Source organism: Luteibacter sp. TLI7-4A, from assembly GCF_056754745.1.
The window spans coordinates 3,340,697-3,365,315 of record NZ_JBPGWO010000001.1 but is presented as its reverse complement, the minus strand read 5'-3'; the positions used below and the strand labels follow the sequence as shown (position 1 = coordinate 3,365,315).

17 protein-coding genes are annotated in these 24,619 nt (G+C 65.5%); 5 read left to right on the top strand and 12 right to left on the bottom strand.

Annotated features, from left to right (window positions below; translation table 11 throughout):
• Position 1: 1 nt before the first annotated feature.
• The gene (locus tag ACR9Y6_RS14790; protein WP_481281966.1) at positions 2-3,193 is read right to left on the bottom strand and encodes an efflux RND transporter permease subunit; all 3,192 of its coding nucleotides are present in this window, start codon (positions 3,191-3,193) and stop codon (positions 2-4) included.
• A 7-nt stretch (positions 3,194-3,200) separates the two neighbouring features.
• Complete coding sequence (locus tag ACR9Y6_RS14785) at positions 3,201-4,409, bottom strand: efflux RND transporter periplasmic adaptor subunit (protein ID WP_481281965.1); 1,209 nt, start codon at positions 4,407-4,409, stop codon at positions 3,201-3,203.
• A gap of 192 nt (positions 4,410-4,601) precedes the next feature.
• Between ACR9Y6_RS14785 and ACR9Y6_RS14780 the strand changes: the two genes are divergently transcribed.
• Positions 4,602-5,585, top strand: coding sequence for a LysR family transcriptional regulator (locus tag ACR9Y6_RS14780; protein ID WP_481281964.1), 984 nt, complete (start codon positions 4,602-4,604; stop codon positions 5,583-5,585).
• 95 nt (positions 5,586-5,680) lie between these two features.
• Positions 5,681-6,823: a serine hydrolase domain-containing protein gene (locus ACR9Y6_RS14775; RefSeq protein ID WP_481281963.1), complete on the top strand. Its 1,143-nt coding sequence runs from the start codon at positions 5,681-5,683 to the stop codon at positions 6,821-6,823.
• Here the strand turns inward: ACR9Y6_RS14775 and ACR9Y6_RS14770 are convergent.
• The 3 genes from ACR9Y6_RS14770 to acpA form a co-directional block, all read right to left on the bottom strand.
• A complete protein-coding gene (locus tag ACR9Y6_RS14770) occupies positions 6,820-8,376 on the bottom strand; it encodes a winged helix-turn-helix domain-containing protein (RefSeq protein ID WP_481281962.1) in 1,557 nt (518 codons plus the stop codon). The genes ACR9Y6_RS14775 and ACR9Y6_RS14770 overlap by 4 nt on opposite strands.
• A 20-nt stretch (positions 8,377-8,396) precedes the next feature.
• Positions 8,397-9,191, bottom strand: a complete 795-nt coding sequence (locus ACR9Y6_RS14765) for an undecaprenyl-diphosphate phosphatase (RefSeq protein ID WP_306848447.1) — start codon at positions 9,189-9,191, stop codon at positions 8,397-8,399.
• A 144-nt stretch (positions 9,192-9,335) separates the two neighbouring features.
• Positions 9,336-11,015, bottom strand: coding sequence for an acid phosphatase (gene acpA, locus ACR9Y6_RS14760; protein ID WP_481281961.1), 1,680 nt, complete (start codon positions 11,013-11,015; stop codon positions 9,336-9,338).
• A gap of 293 nt (positions 11,016-11,308) precedes the next feature.
• On the opposite strand from acpA, the gene glnA reads away from it, so the two are divergent.
• Positions 11,309-12,721 carry a type I glutamate--ammonia ligase gene (gene glnA / locus ACR9Y6_RS14755; RefSeq protein ID WP_481281960.1) on the top strand — a complete coding sequence of 471 codons (1,413 nt, stop codon included), beginning with the start codon at positions 11,309-11,311 and terminating at the stop codon, positions 12,719-12,721.
• A 30-nt stretch (positions 12,722-12,751) separates the two neighbouring features.
• Here glnA and ACR9Y6_RS14750 read toward each other — a convergent pair whose 3' ends face one another.
• On the bottom strand, positions 12,752-13,771 hold the full coding sequence (locus ACR9Y6_RS14750) for a DMT family transporter (protein ID WP_481281959.1): 1,020 nt from the start codon (positions 13,769-13,771) through the stop codon (positions 12,752-12,754).
• Positions 13,772-13,845: 74 nt separating this feature from the next.
• On the opposite strand from ACR9Y6_RS14750, the gene ACR9Y6_RS14745 reads away from it, so the two are divergent.
• Positions 13,846-14,616, top strand: coding sequence for a glutaminyl-peptide cyclotransferase (locus ACR9Y6_RS14745; RefSeq protein WP_481281958.1), 771 nt, complete (start codon positions 13,846-13,848; stop codon positions 14,614-14,616).
• A gap of 175 nt (positions 14,617-14,791) precedes the next feature.
• Complete coding sequence (locus ACR9Y6_RS14740; protein ID WP_481281957.1) at positions 14,792-15,979, top strand: OprO/OprP family phosphate-selective porin; 1,188 nt, start codon at positions 14,792-14,794, stop codon at positions 15,977-15,979.
• Positions 15,980-15,987: 8 nt separating this feature from the next.
• Here ACR9Y6_RS14740 and ACR9Y6_RS14735 read toward each other — a convergent pair whose 3' ends face one another.
• The 6 genes from ACR9Y6_RS14735 to ACR9Y6_RS14710 all read right to left on the bottom strand — a co-directional run bounded on the left by ACR9Y6_RS14735 (position 15,988) and on the right by ACR9Y6_RS14710 (position 24,462).
• Positions 15,988-17,568 carry an alpha/beta fold hydrolase gene (locus ACR9Y6_RS14735; RefSeq protein ID WP_481281956.1) on the bottom strand — a complete coding sequence of 527 codons (1,581 nt, stop codon included), beginning with the start codon at positions 17,566-17,568 and terminating at the stop codon, positions 15,988-15,990.
• A 199-nt stretch (positions 17,569-17,767) separates the two neighbouring features.
• Positions 17,768-19,420 (bottom strand): alpha/beta fold hydrolase, encoded by a 1,653-nt coding sequence (locus ACR9Y6_RS14730; protein ID WP_481281955.1) that lies wholly within the window; start codon positions 19,418-19,420, stop codon positions 17,768-17,770.
• Between the two features lie 170 nt (positions 19,421-19,590).
• Complete coding sequence (locus tag ACR9Y6_RS14725; protein ID WP_481281954.1) at positions 19,591-20,367, bottom strand: 3-hydroxybutyrate dehydrogenase; 777 nt, start codon at positions 20,365-20,367, stop codon at positions 19,591-19,593.
• A 104-nt stretch (positions 20,368-20,471) separates the two neighbouring features.
• The gene (locus tag ACR9Y6_RS14720; protein WP_481281953.1) at positions 20,472-21,140 is read right to left on the bottom strand and encodes an alpha/beta hydrolase; all 669 of its coding nucleotides are present in this window, start codon (positions 21,138-21,140) and stop codon (positions 20,472-20,474) included.
• 56 nt (positions 21,141-21,196) lie between these two features.
• Entirely contained in the window at positions 21,197-22,168 is a 972-nt protein-coding gene (locus tag ACR9Y6_RS14715) for a hypothetical protein (RefSeq protein ID WP_481281952.1), read from the bottom strand.
• 116 nt (positions 22,169-22,284) lie between these two features.
• Positions 22,285-24,462, bottom strand: coding sequence for a glycoside hydrolase family 3 N-terminal domain-containing protein (locus ACR9Y6_RS14710; RefSeq protein ID WP_481281951.1), 2,178 nt, complete (start codon positions 24,460-24,462; stop codon positions 22,285-22,287).
• Positions 24,463-24,619 lie beyond the last annotated feature (157 nt).

Here is a 24,619-nt window from a genome sequence, read left to right as displayed (position 1 = left end):
ATCAGGACTCCCGGGCCGCATGGGCGAGGAGACGACGCTCGCGGCGCGCCTGGCGGCGGGCCTCCGAACGCTCGTTCCATGCGCGGATCAGCACGTAGAAGAGCGGGGTGAAGATCAGCCCGAAGAAGGTCACGCCGAGCATGCCGGAGAACACCGCCACGCCCATCGCGTGGCGCATCTCCGCACCCGCGCCGTGCGAGGTCACCAGCGGCACCACGCCCATGATGAAGGCGAACGAGGTCATCAGGATCGGGCGAAGTCGCAGGCGGGCGGCCTCCAGCACCGCGTCGATGCGGTTCATGCCACCGATCTCCGCTTCGCGGGCGAACTCGACGATCAGGATGGCGTTCTTGCAGGCGAGGCCCACGAGGACGATCAGGCCGATCTGGGTGAAGATGTTGTTGTCGCCACCGGTGGCGATGACGCCGGTAATGGCGGACAGCAGCACCATCGGCACGATCAGGATCACGGCCAGCGGCAGGCTCAGGCTTTCATACAGCGAGGCCAGCACCAGGAACACCAGCAGCACCGAGAGCGGGAACACCAGCACCGCGGTATTGCCGGCGAGGATCTGCTGGTAGGTCAGTTCGGTCCACTCGTAGCTCATGCCGTTGGGCAGGCTCGAGGTGACCAGCTTCTCCATGGCTTCCTGTGCCTGGCCCGTGCTGTACCCCGGCGCCGCGCCGCCGTTGATCTCGGCCGTGGGATAACCGTTGTAGTGCTGCACGCGGTCGGGGCCGTTGGTCTGGCGCATGGTGAGGAAGGAACCGAGGGGCACGAGGTCGCCGGCGGCGTTGCGGGTCTTGAGGCCGACCACATCGGACGGCTCGTGACGGAAGGACGGTTCCGCCGACACGTTCACCTGGTAGGTGCGGCCGAAGCGGTTGAAGTCGTTCACGTAGAGCGAGCCGAGATACGCCTGCAGCGTCTGGAACACGTCGCCCAGGTCGATGCCTTCCGACTTGGCCTTCTCGCGATCCACGTCGGCGTCGAACTGCGGCACGCTCACCTGGAAGCTGGTGAACAGGTGCGCGAGTTCCGGCGTCTTCTGGCTGGCCGCGATGATGCCCTGGGTCTGCTTGTAGAGTTCCTCGAAGCCCATGTCGCCACGGTCCTCGATCTGCATGCGGAAACCGCCGATCGTGCCAAGGCCGTTAACCGGCGGTGGCGGGAAGATCGCCATGTACGCACCCTGGATCGACGCGAACTGGGCGTTGAGGCGAGCAGCGATCGCATCCGCCGAGAGGTCGGCCGAACGGCGTTCCTCGAATGGCTTCAGCGCGACGAAGACGATGCCCGAGTTGGTGCTGTTGGTGAACCCGTTGATCGACAGCCCGGGGAACTGGATGGCGTTGGCGGTACCCGGGTCCTTCAGGGCGATATCGCCCATCTGGCGGATCACCGCTTCGGTGCGGTCGAGCGACGCGGCATCGGGCAGCTGCGCGAAGGCGACGAGATACTGCTTGTCCTGCGGCGGCACGAAACCTGTCGGCGTCCTCATGAAACCGAAGACACCCAGGGCGACGAGGCCGGCGTAGATGAACAGCACCACGGCGGAGAAGCGCAGGATCTTCTGCACGCCACCGACATAGCCATGCGAAGCGCGTTCGAACGTGCGGTTGAACGGGCGGAACAGCCAGCCGAGGCTGCGATCCATCCAGACGGTGAGCTTGTCCTTCGGCTCATCGCGGCCCTTGAGCAACAGCGCGGCGAGCGCGGGGCTGAGGGTGAGCGAATTGAAGGCGGAGATCACCGTCGAAATGGCGATGGTCAGGGCGAACTGACGATAGAACTGGCCGGTAAGACCGCTGATGAAGGCGGCCGGGACGAACACCGCGCACAGCACGAGTGCCGTCGCGACGATCGGGCCGGTCACTTCGGTCATGGCCTGGCGCGTGGCCATCTTCGGATCGAGCCCATGCTCGATATGGCGTTCCACGTTCTCCACGACCACGATCGCATCGTCGACGACGATACCGATGGCGAGCACCAGTCCGAACAAGGACAGCGCGTTGAGCGAGAACCCGACCAGGTACATCACCGCGAATGTACCGATGAGTGACACCGGCACGGCCACGAGCGGGATGATGGACGCACGCCACGTCTGCAGGAACAGGATCACCACGAGCACGACGAGGACGATCGCCTCGAACAGCGTGTGCACGACGGCTTCGATGGAGCCGCGCACGAACACCGTGGGATCGTAGACGATGGTGTAGTCGACGCCTTGCGGGAAGTCCTTTTTCAGCAAGGCCATCTCCGCCCTGACCTCGTCCGAAATGGCGATGGCGTTCGAGCCTGGACGCTGGAAGATCGGGATGGCCACCGCTTCGCGGTTGTTCAGAAGGCTGCGCAGGGCATAGTTGTTCGAGCCCAGCTCGACGCGGGCGACGTCGCGCAGGTGCGTGACGGAGCCGGTCGGGTCGCTGCGCACGATGATATTGAGGAAGTCATCCTCGGTGACGAGGCGGCCACGCGTATTGATGTTGACCTGGAAAGCATTCGTATTCGGACCGGGCGGCGCGTTCAGCGCACCGGCGGCGACTTCGATGTTCTGCTCACGCACCGCCTTGATCACGTCACCCGTGGTGAGGTTGCGGATGGCCAGCTTCTCCGGGTTCATCCAGATGCGCATGCTGTATTCGCCCGCGCCGAACAGCTGGACGTCGCCCACGCCGTCGAGACGGGCGAGCTGGTCCTTGATGCGCGTGCGGGCGTAGTTCGACAGGTACAGCATGTCGTACCGGTTATCCGGCGAGGTGAGATGCACGACCATGGTCAGGTCGGGCGAACTCTTGGTCGTCGTCACGCCAAGGCGTTGCACTTCTTCCGGCAGCCGCGGCAGGGCCTGGGCGACGCGGTTCTGCGTCTGCACCTGCGCGTTGTCGAGGTCGGTGCCCAGGGCGAACGTGACCGTGAGGGTCATCGAGCCGTCACTGGTCGCCTGCGAGGACGTGTAGAGCATGCCTTCCACGCCGTTGATCTGCTCTTCGAGCGGCGTGGCGACGGTTTCGGCGATGACCTTCGGGTTCGCACCCGGATAGGTCGCCTTCACCACGACGGTCGGCGGGACGACCTCCGGGTATTCGCTGATCGGCAGCTTGAACACGGCGATACCGCCCGCGATCAGGAACAGCACCGATAGCACGCCCGCGAGGATCGGGCGTTCTACGAAGTATTGAGCGATTTTCATGGTGGAATCAGTCCTGGTTCTGCGCCACGCTGTCGATGCCGGCCGGGCGCGCCGCCGCGACGCCGCGCGCGGTGTCCGGTACGAGCGAGGCCATCGTCACGCGCTTGGCATTCACTTCCACGCCCGGGCGCACGCGCTGCAGGCCGTTCACCACGACCACGTCGTCCGCGTTGAGGCCCGAATCGACCACGCGCAGGCCATCCACCAGCGCACCGGTGGCGACGCGGCGGTACTCGACCTTCTTGTCCTTGCCCACGACATAGACGAACTTGTTGCCGAGGTCGGTGCCCACGGCCTTGTCGTCGATCAGCGCGCGCGGCTGCATGTTGCCGCTACGCAGCTGCACGCGTGCGAAGAGGCCCGCGGTGTAGGCGCCGTCGGCGTTCGGGAACACGGCGCGCAAGCGGATCGTGCCGGCCCCGGCACGCACCTGGTTGTCGACGAAGTCGATCTTGCCGACGTGCGGGTAGCCCTGCTCGTCGGCGAGGCCCATTTCCACTTCCGGGGCACGGCCGTTCTGTCGGCGCAGGCGGTCCAGCTTCAGGAAGGTTTGTTCGTCGACATCGAAGTAGACGTACATCGGGTCGACCGTAACCACGCTGGTCAGCGTGTCGCTAGGGGTCACCAGGTTGCCCGGGGTGATCTGGGCATTGCTTACCTTGCCGTCGACAGGGGCGCGCACCTCGGTGAACGACAGGTTGAGGCGGGCGTTATCGAGCGCGGCCTGCACCGAGGCCACCTGCGCCTTGGCGCTGGCGGCGGCGGTATCGAGGCGGTCGGCTTCTTCGCGCGACACCGCATGCTGTTCCACCAGCTTGGCGCCGCGGGCGGCGTTGGCGTCGGCGTTCCTGCTTTCGGCCCTGGCCTGGGCGAGATTGGCGGCGAGGCGGTCCGCTTCGGCGCGATACGGGCGCGGGTCGATGGTGAAGAGCAGGTCGCCCTTCTTCACCGTCGCGCCTTCGCGGAAGTGGATCGAATCGACGTAGCCGCTGACGCGCGGCTTGATCTGGATCGTGTCCACCGCCTGGATCCGGCCGGTGAAGGCGTTGGTGTCCGACACCGGGCGCAGCAACACCTGGGCGACGGTCACTTCGGGAGCCGGCGGCGCGGCGGCGGGTTCGGCGGCATGGCTTGGCGTGCCACCGGAGCTCAGCCAGATCGCCGAGGCGACGGCGACCGCCAGGGCGGTCGAACCGAACAGGATTTTCTTCTTCATGACGGGTCCTGGAGTGTCGAGGGGGATGCAAGATCTTTCGGCGGCCGCGCAGCGTGCGGCCTCAACGTTGGTTGAGGTCAAGTCGGTCCGTCGCAGGTGGCGAAATCTAGGTCTTGCTCGTCAAGCGAAAAATGGGTCTACAATCATTCCGCCTGTGACGCTCAGTCATGAATGCAATCCCCGGAGTCGACGATGGAAGACTTTTCCGCGATCAGCGTTTTCGTCCGCGTGGTGGAAGCCAAGAGCTTTTCCGCCGCCGCGCAACACCTGCAGATGACCCCGTCGGGGGTCAGCCGGGCCATCTCGCGGCTTGAGGAAAGCCTGGGTGCGCGGCTGTTTTTCCGATCGACACGTTCGCTGAGGTTGAGCGACGATGGCGCCGCGTTCTATACGCGTTGCAAGGAGATCCTGGCCGACCTGACCGAGGCCACGGAGGCTCTTGGGTACGCCAAGACCAAGCCGGCGGGCAAGTTGCGCGTGGCGGCTTCGTCGGCGGTCGGCCGCGCGGCGTTGATCCCCAACCTCGCCGAGTTCGAGCACAAATTCCCCGATATCCGCCTCGAACTGACGATGTGCGACTTCCCGTTCGACCTGAACGAGGAAGGCTTCGATTGCGCCATCCGGATGGGCGAACTGGCCGATTCGAGCCTGATCGCGCGCAAGATCGGCCATTTCAGCAATGTCCTGTGCGCGGCGCCGTCCTATCTGGCGCGGCACGGCATGCCGACCTCGATCGAGGACCTGAAGAACCACCGCTCGGTGAATTTCGTCCATCCGAGCACGGGCAAGCCTTACCAGTGGCAGTTCGATTCGCCGAGCGGCCGCGTGTCGGTGGACGTCGACGCGCACATGCTGATCAACGACGGGGAGTCGGTGATCCAGGCGGCGATCGCCGGCCTGGGCATCATCCAGGCGCCGCATTGCCTGGCGGCGAGCGCCCTGGAGAAGGGCCTGCTCGAAATCATCATGACCGACACGATCTCCACGGGATCGAACCTGTGGATCGTCTACCCGCAGAAGCGTCATCTCTCGGCGAGGGTGCAAGCCTTCATCGAGTGGACCAGCGAGTTGTTCCAGCGCACCAGCGAGCCGAAGTGCAAGCTCGTGCAACAGCAACAGGCGGAACTCGCCCGCATGCGCAAGGCCCAGCCACTGGAGATCGCGGAGGTGGCGTAGGCGCCGCCTCCCTTACTTCACAAATCTTCATACGCACTTCAGGCGCTTCACGGTGCCTGGCGCTTCACTCGGGGCTCCACCACGGGAGCCCGACCATGCGCCGCACCACCACTCGTCCGTCCTTCCCCGGCATGCGCCGCGCCGTTGCGGCGCTGGCGTTCGCCATCGCCTTTCCCACCAGCGCGGCTCAATACCAGCCACCGAAGCAGGTGGAGGATGGCTGGCCCACGGCCGACGCCGGCGCGCTCGGCTGGAAGACCGCCACCCTCGCCACCGTCGAGGACAAGATCGCCGACGGGACGTACAAGAAGATCACCAGCGTGGTCGTCGCCGACCACGGCCGCCTGGTCTACGAGCGTTACTTCAACGGCGGTGCCGCCGACCTGCTCAACGATGTCCGTTCGGCGACCAAGAGCCTGACCGCCATGCTGGTGGGAGCGGCCATCCAGCGCGGCGCGATCCGCGATGTGACGGCACCGGTGTACGCGTTCTTTCCCGATATCCACCTGGACCGTCCGGACCCCCGCCGCGAGGCGATCACACTCGAAGACCTGCTGACGATGAGTTCGGTCTGGGAGTGCGACGACGACAATTCGTTCTCCACGGGCAACGAAGAGCGCATGTACGTGTCCGAGCGCTGGCTGGATTTCGCGCTCAACCTGCCGGTACGCGGGTATGCGCCGTGGGTGAGCCGGCCCAAGGATTCGCCTTACGGCCGTACGTTCTCCTATTGCACGGCGGGGGCGTTCGTCGCGGGGGCCGTGGTCGAGCGGGCAACGAAGCAGCCGTTGGCGTCGTTCGCGCATGAGGCGCTGGAGGCGCCGCTGGGCATCTCCCAGGTGAAGTGGAACGTGTCGAGCGAGGGCATCGGCATGGGCGGTGGCGGAACGCGCTACCGTTCGCGCGACCTGGCAAAGCTCGGCCAGCTCGCCGCGGACGGGGGCCGCTGGCAGGGGAAAGCGGTGCTGCCAGCCGCGTGGGTGGCCAAAATGCTGACGCCGCACGTACAGGCGCGGGACGACGCCGATTACGGTTACCTCTGGTGGCAATTCCGCTTCCCCGTCACCGGCGTGGAGACGAAGGTGTGGGCGATGGGGGGCAATGGCGGCAACTATGTCTTCGTGCTGCCCGAGCGTGGCCTGGTCGCGGTGATCACCAGCCAGGCCTATAACCAGGGCTACGCACATGCCCAGTCGCAGGCGATCTTCCGCGACATCGTGCTGAAGTCGTTGCCTTAACGCGCGGGAGCGCCGAGGTCGGGCGGCCGCCAGGGCGCCTGAAGGACACGGTTCCGTTCGGCCTCGACACGGCGGGCAATGGTGTCGAGCACCGCGTCGAAGCCGGGGTCGCCAGCCAGCGGCGAGAACAGCGGCGACGCGCGCAGGTAACCGGCGTCGCGCCAGCCCTTGTCCACGGCATCGGAGAGGGCCTCGACCGCGCCTCTCCGATCGCCCGCCGCTTGCAGCAGCAGGGCGAGTTCGAGCCGGGTCGCCGGCCAGGGGTCATCCGCCAGCGCCGAGCGGGTGGCCGCGATGCGTCGCGTCAGCCACGCCGGATCGACCGGCGCCACGCCATGCAGCACCGCCAGCGTGGTGGGCAAGGAGGCGTCGGGCCGCAGTGCCCGGGCTTCGGCGAACGCGTTGACGGCGGCCGCGTGATCGCCACGGCGCAAGGCCAGTTCGCCGTCCAGCTGGGCCAGCTCGGCGCGCGAGGTGCCACGCGCGCGCGCCTGTGCCAGCGCGCCACGCGCTTCCTCGAAACGCCCATGGGCGAAAAGGAAGGTGGGCCAGCCGATGTTGCCGAAGACGTTGTCCGGCGCGAGGTCGAAGAGACGCTTGTAACGGGTCTCCGCGACGGCGTCGAAACCCAGCAGCTCGTATTCGCGGGCGAGTTGCACGTCACGGAATCGCACGCGGGAAGGGTCCCCGCGCATGTCGAGGTTCGCATGCAGGGCGTCGGCCAGGCGGCCCTGCTCCTGGTAGAGGTAGGCGGCGGAGGCGCGGCTCGGGTCGTCGGTGGGGTCGAGGCGCACCGCACGCTCGTAACCGGCGATGGCGCCGGGAATGTCGCCGAGGCAGTCGCGCGCATAGCCGAGCGCGGACCACGCCGTGGCGCTGTCGGGCCTCACGGCGACGGCGCGCGTGGCGAGCCGCAGCGCATCGCGCGCTTCCGCCGGGCCCGCGTTGTACAGGCAGCTGCGCGCCGAGCGCGCACGGCTGGCGCCCGACAGTGCTTCCACGTCGTCCGGCGCTTCGCGCAGGGCGCGGTCGTACAGGTCGAGGGCGCGTTCGTTGTTGTCGCGCTGGCCCATGGCGGCATACCAGCGCGCGCGGTCCAGCACGTCGCGTTGCGCTCCGGCCACGGGCTTCTGTTCGCGGGCGAGGAAGCCGACGCCGACCGATGTCGCGGCGAGGATGCCGACCGCGGCGACCGCCGGCCACAGCGTGCGCCGGCGTCGCGCGGTCCCCGTGAGCGGTTCCGGCGGCGCACCCAGTTGATAACCACGGCTGCGCACGGTGCGGATGTAGCGGGGCTGGCGAGCATCGTCGCCCAGGGCCTGGCGAAGCAGGCGCACGCGCTGGGTCACGGTTTCCTCGTTCACCACGGCGGGTGCCCACACCTCCGACATCAGCTCGTCGAAGCCCACCACGCGGTCGCCGCGCTCGACAAGGCAAGCGAACAGCTGGAAGCTCAGCCCCGCCACGTCCAGCGGCGTGCCGTCGCGTTCGACCCGCTGTCGCGCGAGGTCGATCGTGAGGTCGAGCAAGCGGTAGCGGGTCACCTTGTCCATGTGGGCGGCTGTCGCGGGTCTCAGCCGCCGGCTGGCAGGAGCAGCAACAGCGCGATGCCCAGCGCGATGCGATAAATCGCGAACGCCGTGAATCGATGCGAGCGGATGTAGCCGAGCAGCCACTTCACGGCCACGAAGGCGACGATGGTGGATACCACGAACGCGACGCCCAGGCCGGTCCAGTCCTCTCCGGCGGCGCCGCCGTGCTGGAAGGTCTTCAGCAATTCATAGCCGGTCGCCGCGTACATCGTGGGGATGCCGACGAGGAACGCGAACTCGGTCGCCGCGGCGCGGTTGTTCGTACCGGCGAGCATGGCGATGAAGATCGTCGCGGCCGAGCGGGACGTTCCGGGGAAGATCCCGGCGACAATCTGCGCCAGGCCGACGAGGATCGCCACCTTCCAGGTGATGAAGGCGCGCTCGGGCCGCTGCGCGGCAAGCTTTTCGGCGGCCATCATCCAGATGCCGCCGATGATGAGCGCCCAGGCGATGGGCGTCACGGTTTCCGGCAGCTTGAAGCCGAGCTTGGCCACGACCAGGCCGAGTGCCGCGGTGATCAGGAAGGCGACCAGCAGTTTCAGCACGTAGTCGCGCGTCTCCGGCCTGCGCCAGTTCATGGCGAGGCTCCACAACGTGCGCCAGTAGATGAAGGTGACCGCGAGGATCGCGCCGGCCTGGATCGCCACGTTGAACAGGTCCGAACGGGCACCGAGCCAACGTTCGGCGATAAGCAGGTGACCGGTGCTGGAGATGGGCAGGAATTCGGTGATCCCCTCGACGATGCCGAGGAGGATGGCGCTGATCAGGTCGTTCACGTCGGGGACTTTCCGATGGGGGACGGCCCCATAGCTTAGCCGCAGGTCACCCCGCCCCGTCACGCGATGCCATGCGACCGCCTGATCGCAGGAACTTCCGATGCGTGCCCCTCTGGCGCGAACCCGCGCCGACGAAGCGGGTGGCTATGCTTTCAGGCTGAAGTCCAGCGTCTCGGTCAGGTCACCAGGTGCCGGCCCACCGGCGGCGACCATCGCGTCGTCACGCATCTTCAGGCCGGGCAGGGTGTCCAGCTTGAACCGTCGCGTGATGAAGCGGGCGATGGAACCGGTGTCGTAGACCGTGTGTTCCACGTGTCCGCGCTTCGCATAGGGCGATATCACCAGCGCGGGAATGCGCGTGCCCGGGCCCCAGCGATCTCCCTTGGGTGGCGCGACGTGGTCCCACCAGCCGCCGTTCTCGTCGAAGGTGACGATGACCAGCATGTTCTTCCATTGCGCGCTCTTGCGCAGGTGGTGGACCACGTTGGCGATGTGACGGTCGCCCGCTTCCACGTCGGAGTAACCCGCGTGCATGTTGAGGTTGCCTTGCGGCTTGTAGAACGTCACCGCCGGTAGCTTGCCCGCGTCCACGTCGGCAAGGAAGCGGTTGGTCGCGGATGTCTCGCCCAAGCCGCCGTCACGCAGGTGCCGCTTGCGCGCCTCGCTGCCAGGAGCGAGGGAAACGAAGTAATTCAACGGCTGGTGATGGGCCTGGAAGTTCGGCGTCTGCGGAAAGGCGCCATCCGTTCCATCGCCCTTGCCATCGAGCGCGGCCTGGAAGCCACCCGCGTACCACGCCCAGTCGACACCCTTGTCCGACAGCAGGTCGCCGATGTGCCTGTGCGTTTGCGGCGGCAGCGTATTCGCACTGGTCGCATCGGTCAGCAGGGGATTCTTGCGGTCCACGTTGAAGCCGGGCGAGTAGGGCGGACCCATGGTGTTCACGGCCCAGAAATCCGGCGTCAGCGAATTGTGGTGTGCGAACTTCGGTTTGCCCTGCATGGCGCTGGCCGGCGAATCCTCGGCCATCTTCAGGCGGTGATCCTTGGGGTCGCCGCTTTCGGTCACCGCGATGTTGAACTGTGCGGGACTCTTGTCGGCATCGGGATAGAAAGGCGGCTGCGCGGCCACGAGGTACTGGTGGTTGAGGAAGGAGCCGCCGAACGCGCCCATGAAGAAGTTGTCGCAGAGGGTGAACTGCTCGGCGAGGCGCCAGAGGCGCAGGTGCACCGGCGTGCTGGCGTAGTAGCCCATGGTGAGCGCGCCGTTGTCGCCCCAGGCCACGAAGCCGTCGTTCTTGCCGCCGTTGATCTGCAGCTGGTTGTTGTAGAAGGCATGCACGAGGTCGCGCGTGACCAGGCCATGCGGCAGCGGCGTGCCGTCGCCCGTATGCAAGGCCCAGGGTGCATTGGGCAAGCCGGCGATATCTTTCTCGACGATCTTGTAGCTCTTGTGATCGACGACCTGTTCATGGGGCACCATGCCACCCCAGATCGGCGGAAGCGTCTTGAAGACGGTTCCGTCGCGATCGCGTTGGATGTACCGCTCCTGGGGCACCGCGCTCAGTGGTTGCTGCAAGCCCGGGAAGTCGCCGAACAGGTTGTTGAAACTGCGGTTCTCCGCATAGATCACCACGACGGTCTGGATGTGCTTGTCGAGGAGGGCATCCAGGTCCTTTCCACCGGGCCGTGCCGTGGGAGTCCTGCCGTCGGCGACGGCCTCCTGCAGCCCACCCAGCGCAAGCAACGCGCCCGTGGTGGCCATGCCCCCGAGCAGGCGGCGTCGCCCGGTGTCGAGGGTGTCGTCATCGTGTTCGTTCGTCATGCCATTACCCGAAATGAAGATGCGCCGCCGCCTGGGGATGGGAAGCAGCGTGATGGGAAGCGGCCCAAGCCGCGACGCAGGGTAAACGATGAGGGCCGGTCGTCGCGAAAAACGCTGAAAGGCGGCCAGAACGGTGCATTGGGACAGTAGACGCACCAATCTGGTGCATTTGCACACGGGGCCCGCGCCCGTTCTATGATGCCGGGGCTTGTCCCAGGCCGGTCCGTCGATGGCGGAAACGCTGGCATAGCGATTGCTAAACGCACTCCGCCCCATACCCATTCGAGGTTTGTATGTCCGCCGCTTCCAAAGTGCTGAACCTGATCCAGGACGAGGAAATCGAGTTCGTCGACCTGCGCTTCGCCGACATCCTCGGCAAGCACCACCATGTCACGTTCCCTGCCCATGCCATCGACGAGGGCACCTTCGAAGACGGCAAGATGTTCGACGGTTCGTCGATCGCCGGCTGGAAGGGCATCAACGAGTCGGACATGGTCCTCATGCCGGACCCGGAAACGGCGCACCTCGACCCGTTCAGCGCCCACAAGCAGCTGATCATGCATTGCGATGTGCTCGAACCGAGCACCATGCAGGCCTACGGCCGCGATCCGCGTTCCATCGCCAAGCGCGCCGAAGCCTTCCTTAAGTCCACCGGCATCGCCGACACGGCGTTCTTCGGCCCGGAGCCCGAGTTCTTCATCTTCGACTCGGTGCGCTGGCAGAACGACATGGGCCGCGTGTTCTACGAGATCGGCTCGGAAGAAGCCGCCTGGTCCTCGCGCTACAAGTACGACGGTACCAATACCGGCCATCGCCCGGGCGTGAAGGGCGGCTATTTCCCGGTCAGCCCCGTGGACAGCCTGGGTGACCTGCGCGCCGACATGTGCAAGGTGCTGGAGTCGCTGGGCCAGGTGGTCGAAGTGCACCACCACGAAGTGGCCAACGCCGGCCAGTGCGAGATCGGCACCCGCTTCAACACCCTGGTGAAGAAGGCCGACGAACTGATGACGATGAAGTACGTCATCAAGAACGTCGCCCACCAGGCCGGCAAGACCGTCACCTTCATGCCGAAGCCGATCGTCGGCGACAACGGCTCGGGCATGCACGTGCACCAGTCGCTGTCGAAGAACGGCGAGAACCTGTTCGCGGGCGACCTCTACGGTGGCCTCTCGCAGACGGCGCTGTGGTATATCGGCGGCATCTTCAAGCATGCCAAGGCGATCAATGCCTTCGCCAACTCCACCACGAACAGTTACAAGCGCCTGGTCCCGGGCTTCGAGGCTCCGGTGATGCTGGCCTACTCGGCACGCAACCGCTCGGCTTCCTGCCGTATTCCGTACGTGTCGAGCCCGAAGGGGCGTCGTATCGAGATCCGTTTCCCGGATCCGATGCAGTCGGGCTACCTGACCTTCACCGTGCTGATGATGGCTGGCCTCGACGGCATCCTGAACAAGATCGACCCGGGCGCGCCGGCCGACAAGGATCTCTACGACCTGCCGCCGGAAGAAGAGAAGAAGATCCCGCAGGTCTGCGCCAGCCTCGACGAGGCGCTCGTCGCCCTCGACAAGGATCGCGACTTCCTGAAGGCCGGTGGCGTGTTCACCGACGACTTCATCGATGGCTACATCGCGCTGAAGATGCAGGAAGTGACGCGTTATCGCGCGAGCACGCACCCGCTCGAGTTCCAGATGTACTACGCGATCTGATCCTGCGATCGATATCGCGTTGATCGATCGTCAAGCGCTCCCGTCTCGCGGGAGCGCTTGAATCGATCGATTCGGATACCGTCGAACGTCCGCGGGCCTGTGATGGGCCGCGAGGCACGAGACGACGCTCATGACCACCAGGACCAGCGCCGCCAGTTCCAACGCCGTGGGCAAGCGCCACTCCCAGAGAAAGCCGTAGATCAAGGCGAAGATGGTCTCGAAGAGGATCATCTGGCCGACGAGTGTCAGCGGCAGCAGGCGGCTCATCCGGTTCCACAACGCATTGCCCGTCATGGAGGCGAGGACGGCGACGCCGACCGAGACCATGCCGAAGCGCATCCAGTCGCCATGGCTGTGATCTGTCGTTTCAAGGACGAGCGCGAGCGGAACCAGGACGATGCTTTGTGCGCCGGTGACGATCCCGGTGAGCAGGTTCCAATCGTGCGCCGAAACATGTTCGAGGCGAACCAGGCGGCGCGCATTGCCTATCGCATACGCGGTCCATGACGCCAACGCGCCGATGGCACAAGCCAGTCCGATCATTTGTCGGCCGGTCGAGCCGGCAGATGGCCCGGCCAGTGCCTGCCAACCGATGCAGACGGCCCCCATCGCGCATAGCAGCAGGGATGGCAGGAGCTTCGTGAGGGGCACGGCACCCTCGTCGCGGCTGCCTATGACCGTGACCGCCACCGGCAGGAAACCGATCACGAGCGACGTCATGGCGATGCCGCCGACCTGCACGGCGGCCGATAGCAGGATGTAGTAGAGCGTGTTGCCCGCGAAGGCGAGCCATATGAGGCTCAGCCATTGGCGCCGGCCGATCAAGGCGGTCAGCGAGCGCCATCGCGGTGCGATGAGTGTCGCCGCGATCAGTCCGTAGCAGAGGTATCGGCCGATGCTCAGTTGCAGCGGCCCGAACTCGCGCACCAGTTCGGGAGCGAGGAACACCAGTCCCCACAACGCGCCCGCTCCCATGCCGCAAGCGATGCCGGTCAACGTGTCCCCCCGGCTTGCGGGCATGCGGGCAGGCGAAATCGGCATCGTCGTCATGCGAGAATCATACCCTCGCCTGTCGATCCTGATGTGGTGTCGACGATGATCACCGCATCGTGGAAGTCCTTCCCTTGAACAAGATCGCCGCATTCGCATTCTTCGCGCTGGTCGCGGGTTCCTTCGCCGCGCACGTCTCGGCCGGAACCATCCCCGTGTATGGCTATAAGGTGGTGCATACCTATCCGCACGACCCGCAAGCCTTCACCGAAGGGCTGTTCTATGAAGACGGCTATCTTTACGAAAGCACCGGCGAGCGTGGCATGTCCACCGTCCGCAAGGTGAAGCCGGCCACGGGCGAGGTGGTGCAGCGGCTGGACACGCCGCCGGGCTATTTCGGCGAAGGCATCGTCTCCACGGGCACGAAGCTGGTACAGCTGACCTGGCAGGAGGGTGTCGCCTTCGTCTACGACAAGGCCAGCTTCCGACGGGTGGGTGGCTTCCGCTATCCCGGCGAAGGCTGGGCGTTCACCCGCGACGCGACGCACATCTACATGAGCGACGGCACGCCCACCATTCGTGTCCTCGACCCGGCCAACTTCGATCGCACCGGGTCCATCGATGTGACCGCGGACGGCGTTCCGGTGCGGAACATCAACGAGCTGGAATGGGTGAAGGGCGAGATCTACGCCAATATCTGGCAAACCGACCGCATCGCCCGCATCGACCCCGCCACGGGTCACGTCGTCGGTTGGATCGACCTGAAGGGCTTGATGGATACGACCCGACTCGACGATCCCGGCGATGACGTGCTCAATGGCATCGCCTACGACGCCGTGCACGACCGTCTGTTCGTGACCGGCAAGCGCTGGCCCTCCTTGTTCGAGATCCGGCTTATCCGCTAGTCCCCTCCGCCCTGGGCGCGCCTCCTATCGGGAAGGGCAAAGTTCCGGTGGCTTTCAAGCCCTTGCGTGTCCTGCCGATGATGTATCAGGGCGTTGAGTCGTTTCTCATGCCCGCTGTATAGTCAGGTTCATATCGCAGCCGGCGCCGCCGCCTGCCTTTGGAAGGGGTACCCGCTTGAAGAAGTTCATCCTCGGCGCCGTGGCGCTGATCGCCCCCGTGCTCGCGGAAGCGGCCGATGCCGCCCGCAACGTTTACGACTGGCGCACCAACTGGCCGACCCATTACGTGTTCGCCGATGGCACCGACGTGGGCCTGTCGGTGAAGTACCAGTACGACCTGGACCGCTTCTCGCACGACCAGGGCATCTACGAGGACGCGCAGACCAACCGCCGCAAGGAATTCGGTTTCTTCGTCCGCAAGAAGGGCGTGTACGACGCCACGGCGGTATTCGATTTCCAGGCGAGGACCTGGTTGGACGTGTTCTTCCGCTTGCAGAGCAAGGCCGTGCTGGGTAGCGACGCCGGTGCGGTGCGCATCGGTTTCATGAAGACCCCTGTCGGTTTCGAGGGCAATACCAGCACGGGCAGCACGTCCTTCCTGGAAACGTCGCTTCCCATGCAGGCCATCTATGCGAACCGCCGCCTGGGTATCGACTGGGCGCTTACGCGCAAGGCCTATCTCGTGCAACTGGGCTACTACAACGGCGGCAACCTCCAGGGTGACCTGGACGGCCACATGGTGGCCGGCCGCGCGGCGTGGACACCGCTGAACACGCCGGGCGACGTCCTGCATATCGGCGGATCGTTGTCGCGAGAAACGCCCTATGGAACGAGCGACGGCCGTGGCCGCTATACGCCACCGAGCGTCCGCTTGCGAGCGTTGCCGGAAGCAGGGCTTGTCACCCGGCGCCTGATCGACTCAGGTGCGCTGAGCGTGGCCGAGCACGTGGACCGCCGCGGACTCGAGGCGTTGTGGATCGGTGGACCATGGTCGGTGCAGGGCGAATACCTGGATGCCAGGGTAAAGCTGGAGAACAAGCCTGCCTATAAGGCGCACGGCTGGTACGCTTTCGGCAGTTGGGTGGCTACGGGCGAGTCGCGCTCGTACAGCGCGGGCAATGTTTCCGACGTGGTGCCGAAGGGTCGTTGGGGCGCGCTGGAATTCGTGCTCCGTTACAGCACGCTCGACCTGGACGATGGTCCCACGCTGGGCGGCACCGAACACGACTGGACCTTCGGTGCGAACTGGTACCTCACGAAGTACCTCAAGTTCCAGGGTAACTATGTCCGGGCCATCAGCGATCGACGCGATGTACGCGTCGATCCCCGGATAGTCGAGTTGCGCGCACAGGTGATGTTCTGACCCATGCGTCAGGGGGCGGGCGAAGCGTCGGGTAGCCTGCAATTGGTCAGCTTGTTGGCGGGGAGCAGGCCGTCCGCGAGGAACCGGCCGGCCACGGCCGACACGCAGGGACGGTCCGTGCGTGTGACCACGCCATGCGCACGCAGGCCACGTGCCACGACCATGGTGGCGTTCGGATGCGCGTTGAGCATCATCGCCGCGTTGCGCAACGGTGCTTCTTCGTCGAATTCAGCATGCAGCATGAGGAACCGTGGCACGTCGCGGAGCATGGGCGCCGAGATGATCTTTTCGAAGGCGCCCGGCCATTCGCTGCAGACCATGCCCTGGAAGGTCTCGTTGCCGGCGCCGGCTGGCCATGTATCTCTCAGTTCAAGCGTGCGGTCGCGCCAGTATCGGCGACGCGTGCCCCACGAACCGTCGTTGCAGCGTGCCGCGAAGGCACTGGCCACGACCGAGGGTGGGATGCCGTCGGCCCGGGGCCCGAAACCGTAAGGATCGCCATTCCCTTCGGCATCGAGCCGATCGAGCAGGCGTTCCGCCGCGGCACGGATGGAGCCATCGTCCTTGGCCTCGACCGCGAATCGCGTCGTTGCGAGGGAGCCGCGAAGCGCGTCGGTTGAAAGCGTGGGATCACGCTCCCACAGGCGTCCCATCGCGAGCACGGCCGACAGTTCGTGGGCGCCATCCACGTTGCGCATCCAAACGGCATGTGCCGAAGCCGGAAGCATGCCGAGGCGTCGATGGATGTCGCTGGCATCGGTACCCCAGCCATGACGACCGGGGGTGCCGACCAGGGTCGAGATCGCCCGGCGGATCGTCCGCCCGCGTTCGGCGATGCGTGCTTCCATCGCTTCGGAGATGGAGCCGTCCGCATCCCATGTGCTATCGAGCAACAGGCGGCCGACGTTCCGCGGGTAACGTTCGGCGTAGTACGTCGCCACCCAGCCGCCGTAGCCGGTACCGAGGATGTGCAGCGTGGACTGGCCGAGGGCGTTGCGCAGCATGTCGATGTCCTCCACGCGCGGCCGCATGCCGATATGCGAATGCATCGGGTCGTTCTGGCATGCCGTGCCTACGGCCCGGGCGAGATTTTCTGCGACAGCGAAGTTGGCCTTGGTCGTGTCGGCACCCAATGAAGCATGGTGGGGCAGCCGTGAGGTCGCCGACAGGCAGTCGTTCCCGCTTGCGTCGTCCATGAGGCGTGGCGCAAGGCCAACCAGGTCGAGGCGACGCGCTACGTCGCGCCAGTTCTCATCACCGTCGAGCCATCTCGAGGCCATCGCCGCTACGGACTGGTCCAAGGGACCCGCGAATTCATCCTGCTCCAGGAGCAAGGTGCCGTCATGGCGCGCGCCCCGTTCAGCAGTGGCTCTCACTCGCACCACATCCAGGTCCAGCGTGCCGGCCGCGGGGTTGGCATGGTCACGCGGCACGGCCAGGCGTGCGCATTCCATGCGGGCCGCGACGTTGGCGGCCGCCGCGGGCACGCTGTCGCAGGGTGTCCAGGTGAGCGGAACAACGGATTTCGCCGGGGCAGGGACGGAGGTGGCGAGGGCCATGGCGAGCAGGCCAAGAGAGGCAGGTTTCATCGATGTCCTATAGGGCGGGGCAGCCGACCAAGTTATTGGTTGGTGCCGAGGATCGGTAGCGGACTACCTCCGTTATCGGATCGGTGAATGACGAGGAATCGAACCAGTGTCATGCCCTCGTCACCGTCAGTGGAAACCCTCTTGCCGACGGATCTTTCCTGTTGCGCGCGGACAGGAACGTGATCCGCGCGCAGCCCTATCAGATGAACTTGCTCAGGCGTTCGAGATGCTTCCCGATGGCACGCGACCGGTCGTCGACCGGTCGTGGGACTCGCGCAGCCCCTGCCTCGCATGACACGCGTTTCGTATCCGGTACCCGTCCTGTCAGAAGATAGGTGCCGGCCGCGGCCACGACGCACCGCGGCGCCGCGAGGCTCATCAACACGCCGTGACCATGCAGTCCTTTCGCCAGCACCATGCGTGCGTTGTCGTAGCTTTCCAATACATGGTCTGCATCGGCAAGGGAGGTCGCAGGATCGAATTCGGCCTGGATCATCAGGAAGGCCGGGATGGTACCCAGCACGGCCATGTCGGGACGCATGTTGCCGCGAGCGAGCCAGCTGGCGCAGGTGAGCCCGCCATGTGCCTCGCTGGAACTGCCGCCGGGAAAGCGGGACGCCGTATGTAGCGACAGGGCACGCCAGAACGACGAGCCGGAGGTCCATGGGGTGTCGTTACACGTGACGGCACGGTAGACGGAGAGCCCATCGGTGCCCAGGAAGGCTTCGGCGGGGTTCGGACCATCGTAGAAGTAAGACGCCAGAAGTTCGTTCGCCGCGTCTCGGATCTCGGCGTTCGTATCGTCATCGGCATGAAAGCGGTACGCGGCGACGCGCGCAGTCAACGTGGGTTCGTCCAGTGCCTGGTCATCGCGGAGCCAATCGGCCATGGTCAGCGCCGCGGCGAGTTGGGCGGGACTGCCGATCGAAGTCGCCCACTTGGCATGTGCACGCATCGGCATGGTGCGAACACGGTCGAGCAGCGCATCTTCATCGGTCCCTAGCCCGTACCGTTCCGGCGCGGCGAGCGCAGGGCGTGCCGCGTCGACGAGAAACAGATTGTGCAAACCCACGACTTGCGTGTACACCGCGTCCTGGAAATCCCGCGTGACATCCATGCTGGAGTCGAAGAGCATGCGTCCCACGTGTTCGGGATACATCGCGCCATACCATGCGCCGGCCCACGTGCCGTAGGACGTGCCGTAGAAGTTGAGTGGAGCGTCACCGAACAGCCGGCGCGCATATTCCATGTCATGGACATGCTGTTCCGTATCCACCACCCGGAAGAACGGGTCCTTAGTGCAATCGGCCGCGAACGACAGGGCGTCCCGCTCCGCCGAACGCCAGTTGTCCTCGCCCTGATCCGCCGCGAGGTCGTTGAACGGAATGCCCTCGCGGCCGGCAAGACAATCGTAGATACGGCCGCCGGCGAGGCCCCGGGGCACGACGGCGACGAGGTCGTAACGATCCGCCACCGCGCGCAGGAGGCCGAAGACGGCATCGCTCGCATCGAGCGCGTTCCACCCGTCCGCCAGGGAAGGAAGGAACTTGCGAGGGTTGCCACCGGGGCCGCCGAAGTTGAAGAAGATCGTACCCTCGCGTCGCGCGGGATCTCCGGCGAGGACGCGGATCAGCCCTACCTCGACCTCGCCGGCGTCGGGATGGCGGTGGTTGAACGGCACCTGCATGGTGCCGCACTGCAGGCGATCGACGAGGGCTGGAGCGTTCCAGCCGGTTTCATCGAACGTGCAGGGCCGCCACGGAATGGCATCGGCATCGATCGTCGTGGCGAACGTGGAGGCCGGATACGCGAACAGACAGAGGAGGGCACAGAGAAGGCGGCGTCGGTACATGATGAAGCTCCTTTCAGGGAATGTCCTTTCACCTTAGGAGCAGCATCGCGCGCTATCTGTCGGATCATGCCGGATGCGACCCCGGCTCTCTACCTGCACTTCTTCAGTGCAAAGGATGGACAACGCCGAAAGCGCCTACCACCTGGACAGGGCCGCCCGCGGTTGTTCCATCATTGCATGTGCCAGCCATGCGTCACGACCAGCGACTGTCCGGTCAAGGCCTTCGACCCGAAACCCGCGAGGAAAAGCGCGGCTTCGGCGATATCCTCAAGCGTGGTGAATTCACCGTCGACGGTGTCGCGCAGCATCACGTCGCGGATGACCTCCTCCTCGGAGATGCCCAGTTCGCGCGCCTGCTCAGGAATCTGCTTTTCGACCAGCGGCGTGCGCACGAACCCCGGGCAGAGCACGTTGGATCGTATGCCATCGGCGGCGCCCTCCTTGGCGATCACGCGGGCAAGGCCGAGCAAGCCGTGTTTTGCCGCGACGTACGGTGCCTTGAATTTCGACGCGACGTGCGAATGCGCCGATCCCATCAGGATCACCGATCCGCCCCGGCCGGAGGCCACCATCTGGCGCATGGCGGCACGGCTGGTGAGGAACGCACCGTCCATGTGGATGGCCAGCATGCGCTTCCAGTCGGCGAGAGTAAGGTCGACCAGTGGCGAGATGATCTGCACGCCAGCGTTGCTAACCAGGATATCGATCGGCCCGAGCTCATGTTCCACACGGGCGAAGCCGTCGTCGACCTGTGCTTCGTCGGTTACGTCCATGGCGATACCGATGGCGCGTCCCTCCATATCGGCGGCCACCTGCTTCGCCTTGTCGTGAGCGATGTCGGCAACGGCGACCGATGCCCCAGCCGATGCGTAGGCCGCGGCGATCGCACGGCCTATGCCGCTGGCTGCGCCCGTGACGAGGGCGACCTTGCCGGTCAGGTCGTTCATGTGTGCATTCCCGTGACTGAGATTGCCCGGATTATGCGCGTCGCCGATAGGCGGGCGCATCGTACCAAGGTACGTGGTGGCCCGATGACATTGCGCCGTCCCTGTCAGATGTGCCGATAGAGACGCCGCAGTTCGTCGCGGGTATCGCTTTCCGTGGGTGCGTCGCTCACCTCGCGGATGTCTCGCCGCACGGGCGGTGCGACGAAATCGCAGCTCGACAGTTGCGAGGCCGGCCGTTCGCCGGTGAGGAGGAAACGACCGATGGCACGTTCGACGCATGGTGTCGCCGATTGGCCGAACAGCCCATGCATTTCCGAGCCACGCGCCAGGACGATGTACGCATCGGGGGATGCGTCGAATGCCTTCATGGCGCCCGTGAGCGGCGTCACCGGATCGAACTCGGATTGAACCATCAGCAACGGCGGTGCCTTCGCCAGTTCCGTCAGCGTGGGGCTCCATCGGGGCGCCGAGGGCCAGTGAGCGCAGATCAGGCCCATGGTGACCGATCCGCCCCCTGCGGCCGGGTAGTTCGCTCCTATCCGGTTGGCCAGCGCGCGCCACGCCTTGAGATCGCTCCGCCATGGCGTGTCGCCGCAAACGACGGCGACGTATACGGAATGGTCGACCACGTCGTCCAGCGTCGGATCGTTCACCTGGTCCAGCCGGGAGGCCAGTTCCGCCGCCGCCTCCTTGATCGCGTCGTTCGCGCCGGTATCCGGACTGAAGAGGTGATTCCGCAAGCGCGCCATAAGACGATCGCTGGATATCTGCATATCGGCCCTGATCCAATCCGCGAGGGTCAGCGCCGCAGCCAGTTGGTGGGGCGTGTTTATCGCCAGGGGCCACGCCCGGAGCGCCCGATATGGCATGTCGCGAAAGCGGGACATCGCCACCCGTGGATCGCTGCCGATGCCATACACATCGGGCCGGGCAAGGGCCGGCCGCAAGGCGTTTCGCGCGAACAGCGCCTGGCGTTCGGGGGGAAATCAGTGACCTGCTGCTCGAACGTCCCGGCGTAGTTCATGACGGAATCCAGCACGATGCGTCCGCTGTGCCGCGGGTACATCGACGCGTAGAAGGCGCCGACCCAGGAGCCATAAGAAGTACCGACGAAGTGCATCACGGGCTCGTTCAGGGCGCGCCTGGCATGTTCCATGTCGACGACATGTTGCAGCGTGCCCACGTATGGATGCAGGGAATGCTCGCCACAAGTACCCGCAAACGCCCTGGCGGTTCGTACGAAACCGACCCAGTTCCAGTCAGCCAGGGAGACCGCCGGGTCATTCCCCGAGAGGAATTCCGGGTAAGGTCCACACGCAAAGCGGGTTCCACCACGCAATCCTCGTGGAATCACCGCGACGAGATCGAAGCGGTCGGCCAGGCGCCGCTTGTCGCCATCCAATGGATGGTCGATGGAGCGTGAGGCCCAGAGGTAGGCGGTGGGTGGAAGGAAATCCAGCGGGTTGGCACCAGGGCCGCCAAAATTGAAGAAAATGGCGGCTTCTCGTTGCTCGGGTCGTCCTGCCTTGAGCCGTACGAGACCGACGTTGAACCGGCCACTTCCGGTGGCATCCTCGTCGGGTGTAGCCAGCATGCTGCCGCATTCAAGCCGTTCGCCCAGGACGGTGATCCATTGCTCACTTACCAGGTCCGGTGTGCAGGCCCGCCAGTCGATCGGGGCGACGCCGGGTTGCGGGGGTGCGGCCTCGGCAATGCAGGGCAGGGGCGCGAGCGCCGCGCACAGGATTGCGCACACGCGGCATATGGCCGCTCGGCGCGAGATCCGATGTCGTTCCTTCATCGTACGCTCCTTCATGGGAAGCGTACGCTATGACAAGGCAGGTGGCCCCGGTACCGGGTGACGAGGACAGCTATGTAGTCTTCCTGCCTGCTTGGCGCGGGATTATGCCTATGTCGTCAGCTGTCCCGTAGTACGAACGTCGCAGGTATGCCCGCCGCCGACGAACCCGCGACCCATACCTGGAAGTCGCCCGGCTCCGCTTCGAACGTGGTGCCGTCGCGATGGGTAAACGCAAGATCCTTGCGAGTCAATTCGAAAGACACTTCCTCCGATGCGCCGGGGACGAGCGCGATCTTGCGGAAGGCTTTCAACTCGCGCACAGGGCGGACACGGCTGGCCACGCGATCGTGGATATACAGCTGCACCACCTCTTCACCGGCGACCTTTCCCGTGTTGGTCACGGTGGCCGATACGACGATGGTTTCATCCCAACCCACCGTGGACTTCACCTGGGGAACGCCGTACTCGAAGCTCGTGTAGCTGAGCCCATGGCCGAAGGGGTACAACGCGTCGAACGTGACTTCGCGATAGCGCGACTTGAAGGCCGGTGGCTGGTCGTTCAACTCCGGGCGCCCGGTGCGAAGGTGGTTATAGAAATAGGGCTGCTGCCCGGCATCCTGAGGGAAGCTCACGGGCAGGCGCCCCGAGGGGTTGTAATCGCCGAAGACCACATCGGCGATCGCGGGGCCGGTCTGGCTGCCGAGGAACCAGGTGACGAGGATCGCGTTGGCCTCGCGCACGGCACCGGTGAGTGCCAGCGCCCGGCCATTCTTCAGGAGAACCACGACCGGTGTGCCCGTCGCCGCCACGGCTTCGGCCAGCGCCTGTTGTGCCGGAGGGACCACGATCTGCGTGCGCGACTGCGCTTCGCCGGAATAATTCTGCGGTTCACCAATGGCAAGCAGCACCACGTCCGCCTGTTTCGCGGCGGCCACGGCGGCCTCGATGCCACCCTCGATGGGGTCTTCGATGCCGCAGCCGACGACGACGTCGAGCAGGCTCTCGTCCTCCAGGGCGGCGCGCAGTCCGGTCTCGATGTTGACGTGGCGCCGCTTGTCGCCGAACAACGTCCAGCACCCTTCGAGGTTGTCGACGTCGGTCGCGAACGGGCCGATCAGCGCGATTTTCTGTCCGGTCTTGCGCAGTGGCAGCACGCCGTCGTTCTTGAGCAACACGATGGAACGACGCGATGCATCGCGCGCGAGCGCCGCATGAGCGGCATTGCGTGAGGTATCCGCCTCGACGGCGGGATCGAGCGAACGGTACGGGTTGTCGAGCAGGCCGATGGCATGCTTCACCGAGAGCACACGGCGCACGCCTTCGTCGAGCACTTCCATCGGCACGTCGCCCTTCTCGACGAGATCGGCCAGGTGCGCCGCATAGAAGCCGCTCTGCATGCTCATGTCCACGCCGGCAAGGAACGCCAGGCGCGCCGCATCGCGTTCGTCGTCGGCGAAGCCGTGGGCGATCAATTCCATATCGGCGGTGTAGTCGGAGACGACGAGGCCTTCAAAGCCCCATTCGCCACGCAGGATATCCGTCATCAGTTCGCGGTTGGCCGATGCCGGCACGCCGTTGATGTCGTTGAACGCGCTCATGAAGGTGAGCGCACCTGCGTCCATGGCCGCCTTGAAGGGCGGCAGGTGCACATCGCGGAGCGTCTGTGGCGCGATGTCGACGGCGTTGTATTCCATGCCGCCGGCGACGGCGCCATAGGCGGCGAAATGCTTCGGCGTGGCAAGGAGGGCATCGTCGGCCGTCAGGTCCGGGCCCTGGAAGCCACGTACACGCGCCACGGCGAACGCGGCGCCCAGCACCACGTCTTCACCGGCACCTTCGGCCACGCGGCCCCATCGCTGGTCGCGCGCGATGTCCACCGCCGGTGCGAACGTCCAGTGGACGCCCGCCGCGGTGGCTTCCACGGCGGTGGCACGCGCCGTGCGCTCGGCGAGGCCCGGTTCGAAACTGGCCGCCTCACTGAGTGGAATCGGGAAGACGGTGCGCATGCCGTGGATCACATCCGCTCCGAACAGCAGCGGAATCCCGAGGCGGCTCTCCTCCACGGCGACACGTTGCGCCTCGCGGCCTTCCGTGGCGCCCACCCCGTTGAACAACGCGCCGACCCTTCCGGCACGGACCTGCTCAAGCACCTCCGCGGCGCCACGGGCATTGGTCTCCGGGTTGATATCGGGTGCGAAGGGGCGCACGGCATCGGCGAACACGCCCAGCTGGCCGACCTTCTCTTCCAGGGTCATGCGGGCGATCAGGTCTTCGATGCGGGGGTTACGGTTCATGGGCAAGGCCTTGGGGACGGAGCGACGGCGAACGGAGGCACGGCAGGCGGGCAAGGATACTGGCATCGGGCGACGAAGTGGGCACGTAAATGATGTTACATGTAAACGATTACGCCGTTGGGGCACAAAGCCTTTACATATGTGAAAGCTGTCGTCG

Coding starts and splice junctions, on each gene's coding strand:
- ACR9Y6_RS14790 (WP_481281966.1), bottom strand. CDS start 3,193: ATGAAAATCGCTCAATACTTCGTAGAACGCCCGATCCTCGCGGGCGTG.
- ACR9Y6_RS14785 (WP_481281965.1), bottom strand. CDS start 4,409: ATGAAGAAGAAAATCCTGTTCGGTTCGACCGCCCTGGCGGTCGCCGTC.
- ACR9Y6_RS14780 (WP_481281964.1), top strand. CDS start 4,602: ATGGAAGACTTTTCCGCGATCAGCGTTTTCGTCCGCGTGGTGGAAGCC.
- ACR9Y6_RS14775 (WP_481281963.1), top strand. CDS start 5,681: ATGCGCCGCACCACCACTCGTCCGTCCTTCCCCGGCATGCGCCGCGCC.
- ACR9Y6_RS14770 (WP_481281962.1), bottom strand. CDS start 8,376: ATGGACAAGGTGACCCGCTACCGCTTGCTCGACCTCACGATCGACCTC.
- acpA (WP_481281961.1), bottom strand. CDS start 11,015: ATGACGAACGAACACGATGACGACACCCTCGACACCGGGCGACGCCGC.
- glnA (WP_481281960.1), top strand. CDS start 11,309: ATGTCCGCCGCTTCCAAAGTGCTGAACCTGATCCAGGACGAGGAAATC.
- ACR9Y6_RS14750 (WP_481281959.1), bottom strand. CDS start 13,771: ATGACGACGATGCCGATTTCGCCTGCCCGCATGCCCGCAAGCCGGGGG.
- ACR9Y6_RS14735 (WP_481281956.1), bottom strand. CDS start 17,568: ATGAAACCTGCCTCTCTTGGCCTGCTCGCCATGGCCCTCGCCACCTCC.
- ACR9Y6_RS14730 (WP_481281955.1), bottom strand. CDS start 19,420: ATGTACCGACGCCGCCTTCTCTGTGCCCTCCTCTGTCTGTTCGCGTAT.
- ACR9Y6_RS14725 (WP_481281954.1), bottom strand. CDS start 20,367: ATGAACGACCTGACCGGCAAGGTCGCCCTCGTCACGGGCGCAGCCAGC.
- ACR9Y6_RS14720 (WP_481281953.1), bottom strand. CDS start 21,140: ATGCAGATATCCAGCGATCGTCTTATGGCGCGCTTGCGGAATCACCTC.
- ACR9Y6_RS14715 (WP_481281952.1), bottom strand. CDS start 22,168: ATGAAGGAACGACATCGGATCTCGCGCCGAGCGGCCATATGCCGCGTG.
- ACR9Y6_RS14710 (WP_481281951.1), bottom strand. CDS start 24,462: ATGAACCGTAACCCCCGCATCGAAGACCTGATCGCCCGCATGACCCTG.